At 50.8% G+C, this 14191-nt stretch carries 14 protein-coding genes; 5 read left to right on the top strand and 9 right to left on the bottom strand.

Annotated features, from left to right (window positions below):
• Positions 1-98 precede the first annotated feature (98 nt).
• The 9 genes from JWG88_RS03400 to JWG88_RS03360 are packed head-to-tail and all read right to left on the bottom strand — an operon-like array spanning position 99 to position 10072.
• Positions 99-485, bottom strand: coding sequence for a response regulator (locus JWG88_RS03400; RefSeq protein ID WP_205232281.1), 387 nt, complete (start codon positions 483-485; stop codon positions 99-101).
• 41 nt (positions 486-526) lie between these two features.
• Complete coding sequence (locus JWG88_RS03395; protein ID WP_205232280.1) at positions 527-1453, bottom strand: methylenetetrahydrofolate reductase; 927 nt, start codon at positions 1451-1453, stop codon at positions 527-529.
• Positions 1453-2118, bottom strand: a complete 666-nt coding sequence (locus tag JWG88_RS03390) for a methylenetetrahydrofolate reductase C-terminal domain-containing protein (protein WP_205232279.1) — start codon at positions 2116-2118, stop codon at positions 1453-1455. The genes JWG88_RS03395 and JWG88_RS03390 overlap by 1 nt, the downstream gene beginning before the upstream one ends.
• Entirely contained in the window at positions 2115-2570 is a 456-nt protein-coding gene (locus tag JWG88_RS03385) for a hydrogenase iron-sulfur subunit (RefSeq protein ID WP_205232434.1), read from the bottom strand. Before JWG88_RS03385 ends, JWG88_RS03390 begins: the two co-directional genes overlap by 4 nt.
• Positions 2570-6229, bottom strand: a complete 3660-nt coding sequence (locus tag JWG88_RS03380) for a 4Fe-4S binding protein (RefSeq protein WP_205232278.1) — start codon at positions 6227-6229, stop codon at positions 2570-2572. The genes JWG88_RS03385 and JWG88_RS03380 overlap by 1 nt, the downstream gene beginning before the upstream one ends.
• Positions 6226-7086, bottom strand: coding sequence for a CoB--CoM heterodisulfide reductase iron-sulfur subunit B family protein (locus JWG88_RS03375; protein ID WP_205232277.1), 861 nt, complete (start codon positions 7084-7086; stop codon positions 6226-6228). The genes JWG88_RS03380 and JWG88_RS03375 overlap by 4 nt, the downstream gene beginning before the upstream one ends.
• Positions 7083-7646 carry a 4Fe-4S dicluster domain-containing protein gene (locus JWG88_RS03370; protein WP_205232276.1) on the bottom strand — a complete coding sequence of 188 codons (564 nt, stop codon included), beginning with the start codon at positions 7644-7646 and terminating at the stop codon, positions 7083-7085. The genes JWG88_RS03375 and JWG88_RS03370 overlap by 4 nt, the downstream gene beginning before the upstream one ends.
• Positions 7636-9177 carry an ATP-binding protein gene (locus JWG88_RS03365; RefSeq protein WP_205232275.1) on the bottom strand — a complete coding sequence of 514 codons (1542 nt, stop codon included), beginning with the start codon at positions 9175-9177 and terminating at the stop codon, positions 7636-7638. The genes JWG88_RS03370 and JWG88_RS03365 overlap by 11 nt, the downstream gene beginning before the upstream one ends.
• A 19-nt stretch (positions 9178-9196) precedes the next feature.
• Complete coding sequence (locus tag JWG88_RS03360) at positions 9197-10072, bottom strand: methylenetetrahydrofolate reductase (protein WP_205232274.1); 876 nt, start codon at positions 10070-10072, stop codon at positions 9197-9199.
• A gap of 560 nt (positions 10073-10632) precedes the next feature.
• Between JWG88_RS03360 and JWG88_RS03355 the strand changes: the two genes are divergently transcribed.
• The 5 genes from JWG88_RS03355 to JWG88_RS03335 all read left to right on the top strand — a co-directional run bounded on the left by JWG88_RS03355 (position 10633) and on the right by JWG88_RS03335 (position 14162).
• Positions 10633-11010, top strand: a complete 378-nt coding sequence (locus tag JWG88_RS03355) for a hypothetical protein (RefSeq protein ID WP_205232273.1) — start codon at positions 10633-10635, stop codon at positions 11008-11010.
• Positions 11011-11196: 186 nt separating this feature from the next.
• Complete coding sequence (locus JWG88_RS03350; RefSeq protein ID WP_205232272.1) at positions 11197-11499, top strand: ComEA family DNA-binding protein; 303 nt, start codon at positions 11197-11199, stop codon at positions 11497-11499.
• Positions 11500-11981: 482 nt separating this feature from the next.
• Complete coding sequence (gene hgcA / locus JWG88_RS03345) at positions 11982-13166, top strand: mercury methylation corrinoid protein HgcA (protein ID WP_205232271.1); 1185 nt, start codon at positions 11982-11984, stop codon at positions 13164-13166.
• A gap of 228 nt (positions 13167-13394) precedes the next feature.
• On the top strand, positions 13395-13676 hold the full coding sequence (hgcB, locus tag JWG88_RS03340; RefSeq protein WP_205232270.1) for a mercury methylation ferredoxin HgcB: 282 nt from the start codon (positions 13395-13397) through the stop codon (positions 13674-13676).
• Positions 13677-13766: 90 nt separating this feature from the next.
• Positions 13767-14162, top strand: coding sequence for an OsmC family protein (locus JWG88_RS03335; RefSeq protein ID WP_205232269.1), 396 nt, complete (start codon positions 13767-13769; stop codon positions 14160-14162).
• The last annotated feature ends 29 nt before the right edge of the window (positions 14163-14191 follow it).

The raw sequence follows: 14191 nt of genomic DNA, 5'->3' as shown, positions 1-14191 counted from the left end.
AAAGCACAGCAGGCCAGGCGCACGGAACAACAGTGCCCGCCGCCAAGCTCAGGTAATGCAGGATCTGCGGACTGCCAGTGAATTTTCCAGTTCCCAACCTACTTCGCCCAGTTCCTGATAAGTTCCAGAAGATCCTTGGGCTCAACGGGTTTGGGAATATAGTCATCCGCCTCACTCTCAAGCATATCCCTATGGGTGTAGGTGCTGGTGGTGACTCTGTCAGCGACGGCTGTCAACAGAATAATCGGAATATCGGCTGTTTCCTTGTCGCTCTTGAGTTTGGCGCAGGCCTCATGGCCGTTCATCACCGGCATCATGACATCGAGAACTATGAGATCCGGTTTTTCTTCGGCGACGGCTTCCAGGCCTTCCTGACCGTCATAGGCGACACGCACGTCGTATCCGCCTTTTTCTACAATGACCTTGACAGCTTCTACAAAATCCGGATCATCATCGACCAACAGAATCTTTTTCTTCTCTGACATATACATCCTCCATTAGTAGTGCTCTATGGTTAAACAGCCTTTCAATCGACAACTGGACGGGGCAGCAGGTCCGCTCCCCCGATAATTTCATTGAGTTTTTCCTCCCATTCAATTGCCATGACATGCACTCCGGCTATCCCTTCCATTTCCTTGAGTTCCTGAATCTGTTCAATGCACATCTCGATTCCCTTGGCAGCCTGCTTTTCCTTGGGTTCGTCGGCAATGCGCTTGATCACAGCCTCGGGGATATCGATACCGGCGACAAACTTATTCATGAATTTGGCCATGCCCGCGGATTTCAACGGGGTAACACCGGCAAGGATTTTAATTTTCTCATGCAGCCCTTCTTTTTTGGCCTCTTCCATATATCTATTGAAGGTTTCCATGTTATATATGCATTGAGTCTGCACAAAATCGGCACCGGCCTCCATCTTGAGCCGCAGTCTCGGAACCCTTATCTCGTAAGGGTCGGCGAAGGGGTTGACCGCACATCCTATAAAAAATTTTGGCGCCCCCTGCAGTTTGTCTCCTGACGGAAAAACACCGTCGTCGCGCATGGTTTTGGCAAGATGAATCAGCTGCATGGAGTCGATATCGAAGACATTTTTGGCCTGAGGATCGTCTCCGAATTTCTGATGATCGCCCGAGAGACACAGAAGATTGTGCACCCCCATGGCTGATGCCCCCAGCAGGTCGGACTGCAGGGCAATTCTGTTGCGATCCCGGACAACCATCTGGATCAGCGGCTCTACCCCGCACTCCTTCACGAGCAGACAGCCGGCCAGCGAACTCATGCGCACCACCGAGGTCTGGTTGTCGGTGACGTTGCAGGCATCGACATTGCCTTTGACGAAGGCGGCTTTTTTTCTGACATGATCACCGTCCGCTCCGCGGGGAGGCCCGCACTCGGCGGTGACGGAGAAATGACCGGCTGCCAGAACTTTTTCAAGATTGCTTCCTGATTTCATTAGATCATGTCCTCCCTGATAATTCGGCGAGGGCCGCCGTCTCTTGAAGAATTCCATCCTTTATAGGGCTTCAGCTTGGTGTAGTTGTCCATCTGGTCCAGAGATTTGAGGCGGTCGATGATGAGCTGCCAGCCGCAGGGTACATCCTTGTCGATCTCGCATACTCCGGCGGTCGAGCCGCCGCAGGGGCCGTGAAAAAGTTGTTTGGCACAGCGGGTGACAGGACAGATTCCTCCGGTCAGATGGAGGACGCAGTCGCCGCAGCCCTGGCATCTCTCCGACCATTCTCCCTGTCTCTCGGTCACCCCCAGAAAGCCGGTATTGATCCCGGGAAGAAGTGGGGTCTTGCTGAATTTTTCGGCAAGAAACTGAATGCCCGCTCCGCAGGCGATGGAAAGAACGGCCTGGTAATCCGCGACATAGGGACGCATGGTTTCGACATATTCCGGGTCGCATTGTCGCTCAAGACTAATTTCTCTGATGTTGAGATTCTTTCCGGCTGCCTCCCTGGCCAGGCGCAGGGTGGAAGAAAGCACCTCGACTTCCTTGTGGCCACCGACGCGGCAGACGGTAACACAACCATGACACCCGGCTACAATGATGTTGTCATATGGTTCAACCATCTCCAGAATTTCCTCGATGGGTTTTGGGGTACCTGTGATCATATCGTCTCCTCCTGTGGAGCCTTCCTGGTTTCCTTATCGCGTATTTGATTGATCGGACTTGGACCAAGTTCTTTGATCTTGTCGACAAATTCATTGGCGAAGGCGGCAAACCTGGCTCCTTCACCCGCACTGAGGTTGTACATTCGTATGCGCTCGGCACCTATATGTATTTTCTCCAGGATGGAATAGACACGCTTGACGCGCGCTTTGGCCCGGATATTGCCGGAGACGTAATGGCAGTCTCCTTCGAGACAGCCGATGACCATGACTCCGTCTGCGCCGTTTTCAAAGGCCTTGAGCAGAAGTGATTCATCAATTCTGCCGGTACACGGCAGCATTACTATGCTGATCGATGGTGGATAGGAGCGTCGTTCCGAACCTGCCAGGTCCGCGGCGGTGTATGCTCAGTGGCGGCAGGCAAAAACGATGACACTTGGATTAAAGTCATTCATCATTCTACTCCTTTGGCTTCGGCTGTTTCCATATTGGTGTACGCACCTAGTTTTGCGGAAATATTTCGATCCTGATAGCGCCCGATGGAAATGGTTTTGGCCGGGCACTCGGCCACGCAGATGCCGCAGCCCTGACACAGTGCCGCATTGATTTCGGCGGAATGTTGATCATTGATAAAGGGGACTCCATAGGGACAGGCCCTGACGCAGGTGAGACAAACCGCGCAATTGGTCGGGTCTACAGTGGATACCACGCCGGACATCTGCAGTTTCTTCTTTGCCAGGATGGTGGTAGCCCTGGCCACTGCCGCCTGAGCCTGGGAGATGGTTTCTCCGGCATCTTTCGGAGCATGAGCCGTTCCGGCCATGAACAGACCCTCGCTGGGAAGATCGACAGGCCGCAGCTTGGCATGAGCCTCAATGAAAAAACCGGAACTGTTTCTGGGTACCCTGAGCATGGAGGCAAGATCCTCGGTATCCCGCGGCTTGATCCCGGTTGAGAGCACCAACATATCCGGAAAAAGCTTCACTGGAAGCTGTATGGAGGGATCGGTCAGAGATATGGTAATACCGTTTTCGGCGACCTCGATCTGCGGATTGTTGTTTTGGGGGTCATAGCGTATGAAGTTTACCCCGGCCAGGCGGGCCCGGCGATAATTGAGCTCTCCCAGGCCGTAGCAGCGCATGTCCCGATAAAGAATATCAATTCTTGTTTGGGGAGATCTCTCTTTGAGCGCCAGTGCATTTTTCACGGCCTGATTGCAGCAGACCCTGGAGCAGTAGGGCAGATGATCCTCGTCCCGGGAGCCGGCGCATTGCAGCATGACCATACTGCCGGAGGGCAGCGCTTCGTTGTCCGCCTGTTCCAGCAGCGCTTCAAAATCGGTCTGCGTCATAACGGTATCATTTTGGCCGAGTTGGTGAAGCCCGGGCCGGTTTTCCTCGCCGCCGGTTGCCACCAGGATTGCACCGTGCTTTATCGTGCGGGTGGCCCCTGAAGGCGTCATGATATCAGTTTCGAAGGAACCGACAAAACCGGTCTGTTCCACCACCATGGAGCTGGTGAAGATTTTGATTTTATCATTCTCCAGAAGTCTGTCGCGTAGCTGCTCCATGTAGCGGGCGAAGGAACTGCCGTCCCAGGAGCGCTGCAGTCTGAGAAGCTGACCTCCCAACTGGGCCTGCTGCTCCACCAGATAGACGGTAAAGCCCTGCTTTGCGGCCTCTTCAGCGGCTGTCATACCGGCAAGTCCGCCGCCGATAACGAGCAGGCCGGAGTTAACATCGAACTCAAGTTCTTCCAGAGCTTCACCCATGGCGGCATTGGCAACGGCCATGCGAGTCAGCCTCTTCGATTTTTCCGTGGCCAGCTTCGGCTCCGTGGGATGGACCCATGAGCACTGATCCCTGATATTGGCCATATCAAAGAAATATTTGTTAATGCCGGCCTGCCGCAGTGTGGACATAAACAGCGGTTCATGCGTGGTCGGCGAACAGGCACAGATTACCACTCTGTTGAGATCGTGGTCTTTGATGATATCGCGGACACGCTCCTGGGTATCCTGTGAACAGGTATACAGCGGATGTTCGGCATAGACGACTCCGGGAAGCGTTTTAGCATATTCGGTTACTTCCTCTACATCGACCACCGAAGCGATATTGGCGCCGCAATGGCAGATAAAAACCCCGATGCGCAACTCATCCTCAGGGGAGATAATCCGTTCTTCAGGAAGAATTTCTCTGGTAATCAGTGAACCCCGGACACTGGAGAGATTTGCGGCGGCGGCCTGGGCGGCACCGGAGGCCTCACTCACTGTCTCGGGAATGTCTTTGGGGCCGTTGACCGCGCCGCTGACAAAGACACCGGGACGCGAAGTTGCCAGAGGACTGAATGTTCCTGTAACTGCAAAGCCGAAGCGGTCGAGATCGATATTGATCTTTTCTGCCAGTTCTTTGGTTTTTTCCGGCACCTGTACTCCCACGGAGAGCACGACCATATCGAACTCTTCCGCAATTTTTTTTCCGGCTTCATCAATATAGCGGAGTTCGAGGTTGCCGGTCTGTGGGTCTTCGAAGACGCGGCTGACCATAGCCCTGATGAAGCGGACGTTGTGGTCCTTGGCCCGGCTGACATAGTCGTCGAAGTTCTTACCGAAAGAGCGCATGTCGATATAGAAAATCGTCGGTTCGATGGAGGAGTCATGTTCCCTGGCGATAAAAGCTTCCTTGGTGGCATACATACAGCACACCGAGGAACAATAATCCCTGTTACAGCTGTGGTCGCGGGAGCCGACACATTGTATCCAGGCGATCTTTTTAGGGTGGGCGCCGTCGCCTGGTCTGGCAACTGTGCCGGAGGTCGGGCCGGAGGCCGAGAGAAGGCGCTCGAATTCAATGGAGGTCACCACGTTTTTATAGGTGCCATAACCATATTCACCACGCTTCCGGGCATCGAAGACTTCTATGCCTGGTGAAAAAATAACCGAACCCGCTTCGATTTCCCTGTCTGTCTCGCGGTGTGTGTATTCAATAGCACCAACACCGCAAATGGTGGCGCAGGTACCGCAGGCGCCGCTATTGAGTTGTATACAGCTCTTCTCATCTATCACCGGCACACGGGGCACCGCCTGGGGGTAGTGGATGTTGATGGGCTTGCGCAACGACAGATTTTCATTGAAGCTGTCATAGAGAGGATGGGGTATTTTATTGGTTACCTGCTCGATCTGCAGAAAATCAACAGGACAGTTGGAGACACAGGCGCCACAGACCTGGCAGATATCGAGGCCCGCCTGAATACCGTTTTCGACCATTTTCAATGCCCCGATATTCATCACCTTTTTACAGGTAAGGACGCATAAGCCACAGCGTATGCAATCGTTGGTTTCCCGGATTGCAAATGCCTGCTTCAGCTTGGAGGATCGCTCATGAATGGCCGCTCCGATGCTTTTCTCCATCTCGGGAGCAGCGCTAACGGTGATGGCGCGATATTTGTCAGGACAGGCTGCCAGGCAGGCGCCGCAGCCGCTGCATTTCTCCTGATCGATCCTGGCGTATTCCTTTTTCTGCCAGGCTATAGCGTTTTGCAGACAAACTCTGTGGCAGCTGCCGCACTGCGAGCATTTTTTTTCATCCACGGTAAAGTTCCAGGAGTGCAGCGCTGTAGGTTCAACTGCCTTTTGGGTCGGCAATATTTTCTTCTCTTTGGCCCGCAGTTTCTTGTTTTTGTCATCATCCTCTTTGCGGAAAGGAAAGGCGGAAATGTGAGTAACCGGACAGACCAGCTCACAGAGTCCGCAGCCGGTACATTTGGCGACATCGACATAGCGGGCGTGCTGGGTGATCGTGGCCCGGAAATTGCCGGCATCACCATGAAGTTCCTTGAGCTCACTGTGTGTCAGCAGTTCGATATTGCGGTGCCGGCCGACTTCGACAAGTTTTGGTGAGACAATGCACATCGAGCAGTCATTGGTGGGAAAGGTTTTGTCGAGCTGTGCCATTTTGCCGCCGATGGCCGGGGAGCTTTCCACCAGATAGACCTTGAGTCCGGAATTTGCAAGATCGAGAGCCGACTGCATACCGCTGATGCCGCCGCCGATAACCAGCACGGCACCTATCGGGACCGCAGGAGTGTCTTTAACAGGTTGAACGTTCTGATTCATGATGTCTCCTCCCTGACGGTCTCCGGGGCTGTGAATAGATCGGCTAAAATATGGGGGGCTACCAGATGCACTTTGCGCTGCTTCTGCGGGTAGGTGCCGCTCAGAGCAGCAGCAATCAATTCCGTTGCAAAAAAGACAGGTAGACTATCCGACGGATCATTATCGAGCTGACGGCTTTCGAGGTTGGCCTGGCACATGGGGCAATCCGTTACAAAAGCGCCGGCACCTCCTCTTTTTGCCGCCTGGTTTATGTCGCCGACGAGCTTTCGCGCGATATCCGGACGGGCCATGGTGAGACTTCCGGAGCAGCATTCGGTGCGGTGCGACCATCTGACTGGATGAGCACCAAGGTTGCCGACAATGGTCTCCAGGGTCTCCGGCATTTCATAAGCTTCGACTCCTGTTATTTTGGGGTGACGCAGGGAGAGACAGCCGTAATAGCAGGCAACGGGTAACCCGGCGAGATCTTTTTGTACCTTTTCCCTGATCCGTCCGTTTATCTCCTCCGACGCCAGAAAGGAACTTATGTGGAGAATGCGGAAATCCGGATCATAATCCTCCACATCCCAGTATTCGGGGTTTTTCCGCAGGGCGATATCCGCGGCTCTGAGTCTCTGATAGCAGGCTGCACAAGGTATCAGGATATCCAGGCCTTGCTGGTTAAGAAGAAGGTTGCGCATCGGCAGGCGCATGCCGATTTCATGACTGGTCATATGCGCCGATGAAGCGCCGCAGCAGTTCCAGTCGGGGATGTCGACGAGTTCAACATCAAGTGCGGCGCATACTTCTCTGACGGAGCGGTCATAGTCCAGAGCGGTTCCCTGCAGTGAACATCCGGGATAGTATGATAATTTCATCGGTCGTACTCCTTGCCCTTGCCCGAGAATATCCGGCGGATCTCGGTTTTTCCTTGAATGGAGTGCGGCATCATCGACAACTTGCCTTTCATGAACATGTTCAAGCCCAGTTTCATATCACCCATAAAATCTTTGGAGCGAACTTTGTAGGCCCCGATCATGCCGATTTCGTAGGCCCTGCCCCAATGTTTTATGGAGTCGAGAAAACACTGGTGGAAAACAGGAACGCGCTCCTCTGCCGGCCGTATGCCCTTGCGCAGTGCCAGTTCCCGCAAGGTATCCATCAGTCCTGCAATTTCGATATCGTTGGGACACCTGCTGGCGCAGGTTTCACAGGCGGCGCAAAGCCAGATGGTTTTACTGTTCAGCAGTCTGTCCTCCATGCCGTAGGAGGCAAGACGGACCACCTCCATGACGTTCAAATCGAAAAAATCGGAGACCGGGCAGCCCGAAGAGCAACGGCCGCACTGGAAGCAACTATTGACGTGGATTCCCATGGTCTCGAGTTTGCTTAAGAATTTGGTATTTCCGCTTTCAGCAGTCAGAAAATCATTGTTCATGGTTTTCTCCAATTAAGTTGTCCAGTACTGCAGGAAATCTCAGGGTAAAGGTGGCGCCCTCATCCGGAGGTGACAGGACCCGGACGCTCCCTTTGTGTTCTTTGACGATGGCATACGAGACAGAGAGACCCAGGCCGGTGCCTTCACCGGTAATCTTGGTGGTGAAAAACGGTTCGAATACCTGATCGATATACTCATTGGGGATGCCCGGTCCATCGTCGCTGATGATTACTTCGATTATATCGTGATTGGCCCGGGCACGGCTGGTGATCTTGAGCTGACCGCGACCTTCCATGGCCTGGGCGGCATTAACGACAATATTGAGGATAACCTGATTGAGGCGGATGGAGTTGCCGTAGATCGGAGGCAGATCATCCTCCAGATTCAAGTTGATGGTTATATTCTGAAACAGGGGTTGATTGCGGACCACCGTCAAGGTCTTGCGAATGACTTCATTGATTTTGGTGAGAGCCATCTCGTAGCTGGTCTGGTGTGAGAATTCCAACAGATCGGCGACGATGACTTTGCAGCGCTCCGCCTCATTGACTATTGTCTGCAGATCACTGTTGGCCGGGTGATCGTCGCCCAGTTCCTCCTTGATCAGATTGGAATAAAGCATTATGCCCGACATGGGATTGTTTATCTCATGGGCAACGCCGGCGGCAAGTCGGCCGAGACCGGCCATTTTTTCAGACTGCATCAACATATTGTGAGTCTGTTCCAGGTCTTCTTCTATCTGCAGCATTGCCCGCAGATCGGTGAAGATTCCAAACGTGGCGATTTCCTTATCATTGTCGTAGATAATGCCGCCTGAAAAATTGACCGGAATATCGTAGCCTGTTTTGTGTTTGACTATCAGCTCCTGGTGTCTCAACTTGCCTTTTCCTCCATAGTCTTCACTGCGCATCCTTCTCAATATGGTCTTGGCAACACCTTGCTGGTACAATCCTGATACGTGCAGTTTGAATTTCTCCTCATCGTTGTAGCCCAGCAAGCCCTGAGCGCTCTGATTGAAAATGATAAGATTGCCGTTCATGTCGGAGGCGATTATGCCGTCGACGGAAGATTCTATCAGGTTATGAAAAAAAGCATTTCTTCTGCGCAACCTCCCTTCAAGTTTTTTTCGTGTCGTAATATCAATAAGATATATTAAATAATATGTTGGAGAAGATGGCGGATAAACCAGCACTGCATCAAGGAGCTGTGTTTCATTTTCCGGCATTTCAATCTGAATCTCATGACGCATCCGTAATTCTTCTCGTTTCTGAGGATCTTGGAAAAACGTTTCAATCAGCGTATAGAATTCACTGTTTTTCTCCCCTAGTGCCGTCTTGAGGTCGCTGCCGCTAAGTTTTCTCTGAACAGCACCTAAAAACAAAGATGCAGAGGGATTGGCATAAATTACCTGATGCCGCAGATTGACTACCAGGACTCCATTTGGTGTCCCCTCCAGGATCTGGTAAAGATAGAGGTTGGAACCAAGCTCTTTGGTTATCGTTGCCAGGTTTTTATTGAAAGGCGTATCGTTCACAGATCTGTTCACCAGTTCGCTATCTCTCTATCAGGTCGAGGAATTCCGGCAGTCTCTCTCTCCAGCCGATAGCAAGCAGGACGACACCATCTCCCATCGGGACCAGTTCCTGCAGAAATTCGGCAGCGACCTTCATTCCCGCTTCACTTTTAACCGGTGCCTGCATCATCTTCTTGAGGAACTCCTGAGGAATAGAAGGTACTCCCGGGAGGTTATTGAGGTATCTCACCATGGTCACCGATTTGAGATACATGAGGGATGTGTAGAGTTTGATACCGGTCTGCTCGGCAAAGGGCAGGAACTGTTCAATCAGGTTGAGGTCGTAGGTGGGGCCGAGAGTGACGGAGTCCACTCCGAACTCTTCAAGTTTCAGAAACAGCTCGGCGTTCTCTCTGTTGGAGTTGACATCATCGGAGAGATCAAGCGATACACCGATGGTAAAATTGGTGGCGCCGTCCAGTTTTTCACCCGCAAGATCCGTCCCATTGTTGAGGTTGCGGGCACAGGTGAGCATGGAAAAAAGATCAAGGTCGCCGCTGGTTTTTGCCACCGGCTGGTCACCTTCCGTGGGATCGTGTCCCTCCTTGATCACGATGCTGTCGATGCCCAGGGCTGCAGCAGTGAGGAGGTCCGCCTGAAAGGAGATTCTGTTGCGGTCCCGCCCGTTGATGATCATGGTGGGGTTGAATTTTTTTTCTTTTAAGGCCAGACAGGGAGCCAATGGGGACATGCGCATGATAGCATGTTCTCCATCCGTCACCCTTACACCATCTATTCTTCCGCGAATGCTCAGGGCGGTGTTGAGAAATCTTTCCAGATTTACCCCTTTAGGCGGGTCAATCTCTGCAATGAGATGGTTTGGCTTTTGGGGAGTGACGCCAGTAGTGCTTTCCATGCAAACTCCTCCATGATGATTGTGGATCGGTCTTGTAAGAGAACTGGAGATGATGCAGGGGACATTTTTTCAATGCTTCGAGGGTCGCATCTTCGAATCACCCTGTATCTACTTAATTATTAAGATCACTAAAATTTAACAAAACGATAAATAAAACTCAAGTATAAAATAATATGTAGTCGTTGCCTAGAAACTGTCTGATGATCGCGATGGAACCCTGTTGATTTTTAATTAAAGCGGATAAACAAGGTGATGCGGCATGTGGTGAGGCCGCAAAAGTGTTAAGGAGTGGTTTCTTGATGGAACTCCGATATGTTAGCTTCGTTCCTTTTTGGGGTATGATGTCAAGACACAGTAAATTGTTATGTTGTAATATTCACTGAGGAATTGTGGTGAGATAGACTCATTATGATTAAATTAACTTAACTGGATATTTCAGAAAACTAGCGTAATGGTGAGAAGAAAGAACTGATAATCCTGCCATAAAGTCATCGAAGGTGCGGGGGGTTGGGGTTTCTGATGCACCTTCTTCTATTAATAATTCAACACTCTGTCCCGTTATGCTCAATATATACTTTGAAGACACCAGGATCGAAGATTGTTCCGCCGTCATTATTGTTCCGGAAAAGGCCATCGACGAGGCAGGATACATTCAGACGCTGACACGAAAGAATGACGCATCCTCCAAACATGAGTTTCATGCGCTGGCTCAGACCGCATACTATCAATTCCAGGACGATGAACTGCACATTGATGTCGTCAAAGGGGTAATTCGGGTCGAATTCGGAGACCACCAGGAGAAACACAGTGAAGCAATGGTTGTATACCGTGATAATTCGGGCAGCTTCCGTGCCTGTGTTCATGAAGGATTGCCTGCCAAAAAGCTGCTTGAAGCGGCTAATAGATACTGTTCCCGATGGGTGAGGCTGGATTTATAGAATTCTGATTTGGTTAAATTAGAGAGGTGCTGAAGGGAATTTTTTTAATTTTTTCTTTTGTACGTATAGTTGTGTGAGAAAATTGTGGGATTCGGCTGTTAAGGTGGGTCGCAAACAAACCCGGAAAGCCTGTTGGCCCAGATGATCTGGATAGCTTTCCCTCACCATCCCATCAAGGAGACAGAAATGAAAAAGATGATTTTTGTTATGCTTTTGCTGGCCCTCTCATTCGTTACGCCCACTTCTTTTACCTTTGCCGCTTCAGATGCTTCAAGCAATCAGTCGCAGGTTCAGCTGGAAAAAATCAATATCAACACGGCAAATGAGCAAGCCCTCTGCCAGGTGCCGGGTATCGGCCCAAAGACGGCGCAAAGTATTCAGGTATACAGAGAAAAAAATGGAAATTTTCAGCGTCTTGAGGATCTTACCTCGGTAAAGGGAATAGGACCGAAAACACTGGATAAGATGCGACCCTATATAACCATATAATTGTTGCGCCAGGAGCTTGCCAATTGGGCTCCTGGCAATGTTGTCTTCCTGCTGTTCGGATCACTTTTCCTGAAAAACCGCCACTCAGTCCAAGTACCCCCTTGAATGGTATAAAAAACCAGAAAAGGGAAAAATGTTTTTAAGCTGAGTGAGACTCTCCTCCAAATCCTCTTTTCGCTTACAAATTGTTTGTATGTTTAAATGTTGTATAGTTTATATTTGAATATATTTGTGGAACAGCAGGACTTCTGTTCCTGAAGCGTAACTATTCAGCAAGAAGCCAAGCCAGCTGAGTTGGAAAACGATAAGTGTCTTGGCTATAGGGGCAGATTCAAAAACTCCGACTCTGGATGTATACACAAGCAGTCCGGGAGACTATAGTGTGCCTGTGTTTTTCTGGCTGATCGTGTGCAGACGGGATGCTGCTCAATAGTTACCCGAAAAAACATTTTAGCATGAGGTGTGTTTTGCAGTTTTTACCAATGGCTGGCACAAAATCCGGTCGCGAAGAAAAAGATTTTTCCGAGGGGAGTGTAATCGAGCTGGCGGAAGTACAAACCGCAGCAGCGCCGCAGGAAGTTTGCTGCGGAGGTGCACCACCGCCAAAGACCAATCCTCTGGAAAGGCCGGGATATACTTTGAAGCCCTTTGTGCGGGCCTTCATCAAGGATAGCCGCAGTGATGTGGCTCTTGTAAAAACCGAGCTCGATTTCTCTGACCATATTGGTGCCTTGCTGGCCAGACTCGGCATAAACAGGGATGAGTATAGAATTGCTCCGGGACTGTATGGAGTTGGCTATCCTGGGCAGGGTTCTCCTGTTATCGTTACCGCCAATTACAAGCTCACCTTTGATTTCGTCCGCCGGGAACTGGCCGGATTGGACTGCTGGATTCTCGTTCTTGATACATGCGGCATTAACGTCTGGTGTGCCGCAGGTAAACGGACTTTTTCTACGGAAGAGATCGTCTATAGGATCAAGGAAACCGGCCTGTCCGAAAGGGTCAATCACAGGCGCGTTATCGTCCCCCAGTTAGGCGCCTCCGGGATTGCTGCTCATGAGGTCAGGAAAAGATGCGGTTTTAGAGTTGTTTACGGTCCCGTCAAAGCGGTTGCTCTGAAAGCTTTTCTGGAAAATGACATGCAGGCTACCGAAAAGATGAGAACCGTGACCTTCACCTTCGGAGAGAGGTTCGAACTTATTCCCGTTGAGTTTTATCTGTTCGGCAGAAAAGTCTGGTGGATTTTTCCCTTACTCTTCATAATATCAGGATTCTCTCCCGACATTTTTTCTCCCCTGCAGGGCTGGCAGCGGGGAATACTTGTCTCTTCTGCCGCCCTCTGGGGAGGAGTATGCGGGATGCTGATAGTGCCTCTTCTTCTGCCCTGGATACCGGGGCGCGCTTTTTCTCTGAAGGGCGCTTTGCTGGCAATGGCAACGACCCCGGCATTTGTGCTGGTTGCCGATCTGCAGGTACTCGAAACGACAGCTCTGGTGCTGGTGTTCACTTCGATAAGCTCTCATCTCGCTATGAATTTCACCGGCTCAACTCCATATACTTCGCCCAGTGGTGTAGAAAAAGAGATGAAACGGGCCTTGCCGCTGCAGGGACTGGCACTGGCGGCAGGAATAGTGATGTGGCTGGCTGCGCCTTTTGTGAATATTTAAAAAAGATGGACAAAAAGCTCGATTTACTTAGTTGCAGACCTGAAACCACGAGTGGCCATACCACCTGGTACTGCCGAATCGTCATTTCAGATGCTGCATCTTTATATTGGAATTTTCTCGAAGTCGGAGTTTGTGCCCGTACGGGTGCTTATCGCAGAATCCTTCGGCAACTTCGATGACTTTTTACCAGATCATCAACAATAGCTATGTCGGATGTGGAGGTAGATAATGAAAGGCTTACGGTATATTGAAAATGTTGCTTCGCTGACCTTGGATAAGGATCGCTGTGTGGGGTGCTCAACATGTGTAACGGTATGCCCGCATCGGGTCTTCCAGCTGCAAGAGAGTAAGGCGGTGATGGTGGATAAAAATGGCTGCATGGAGTGCGGGGCATGCGCAGTAAACTGCCCTGTTGATGCCATAAGAGTAGATCCCGGAGTGGGATGTGCCTCACTGATCATAAATCGCTGGTTGAAGGGCAAAAATCTTCCTTCGGGAAGCTGCTGCTAAACAGCCGGTCAGTGAACGGAAAGATACGGGCACATTGGGCGGAACTGATGAGCGTATCAGGAATTTAATGAAACCGAAGAAGGAGATAAAATGGCAGAGGAAATGAAGGTAACTTTTCCAGGGAATCTGAAAGTCCAGGCGCAGATAAATGAGTTCACAATTGAAACAGATCAGTCGAAAGAGTCGGGAGGCGACGGCTCCGCACCTTCACCTTTTGCGCTGTTTACGGCCTCTGTTGCAACCTGTGCAGGATTTTTTGCCATGAAGTTCTGCAGAGCCAGAAATATCGAAACCGAAGGCATGACCCTGCTTATGAAATACAGTTTTGACGGGGAGACTAAGAGATACCCTGAGATGGAGATTCAGCTTAAACTGCCGGAAGGTTTTCCTGAGAAATATAAAGAAGCCATCATTCGGGCAATGGATCAGTGTGCCGTCAAAAAGCACATATTGGATCCTCCGGATTTTAAAGTGACCTTAACTTGAAGACCCTCCAATTTATTGAGAGAAGAAGC

It is taken from the genome of Desulfopila inferna (assembly GCF_016919005.1).
Taxonomy (GTDB): Bacteria; Desulfobacterota; Desulfobulbia; order Desulfobulbales; family Desulfocapsaceae; genus Desulfopila_A; species Desulfopila_A inferna.
Note: the sequence above shows the minus strand (reverse complement) of the source record. Positions and strands in the feature narration are given on the sequence as shown.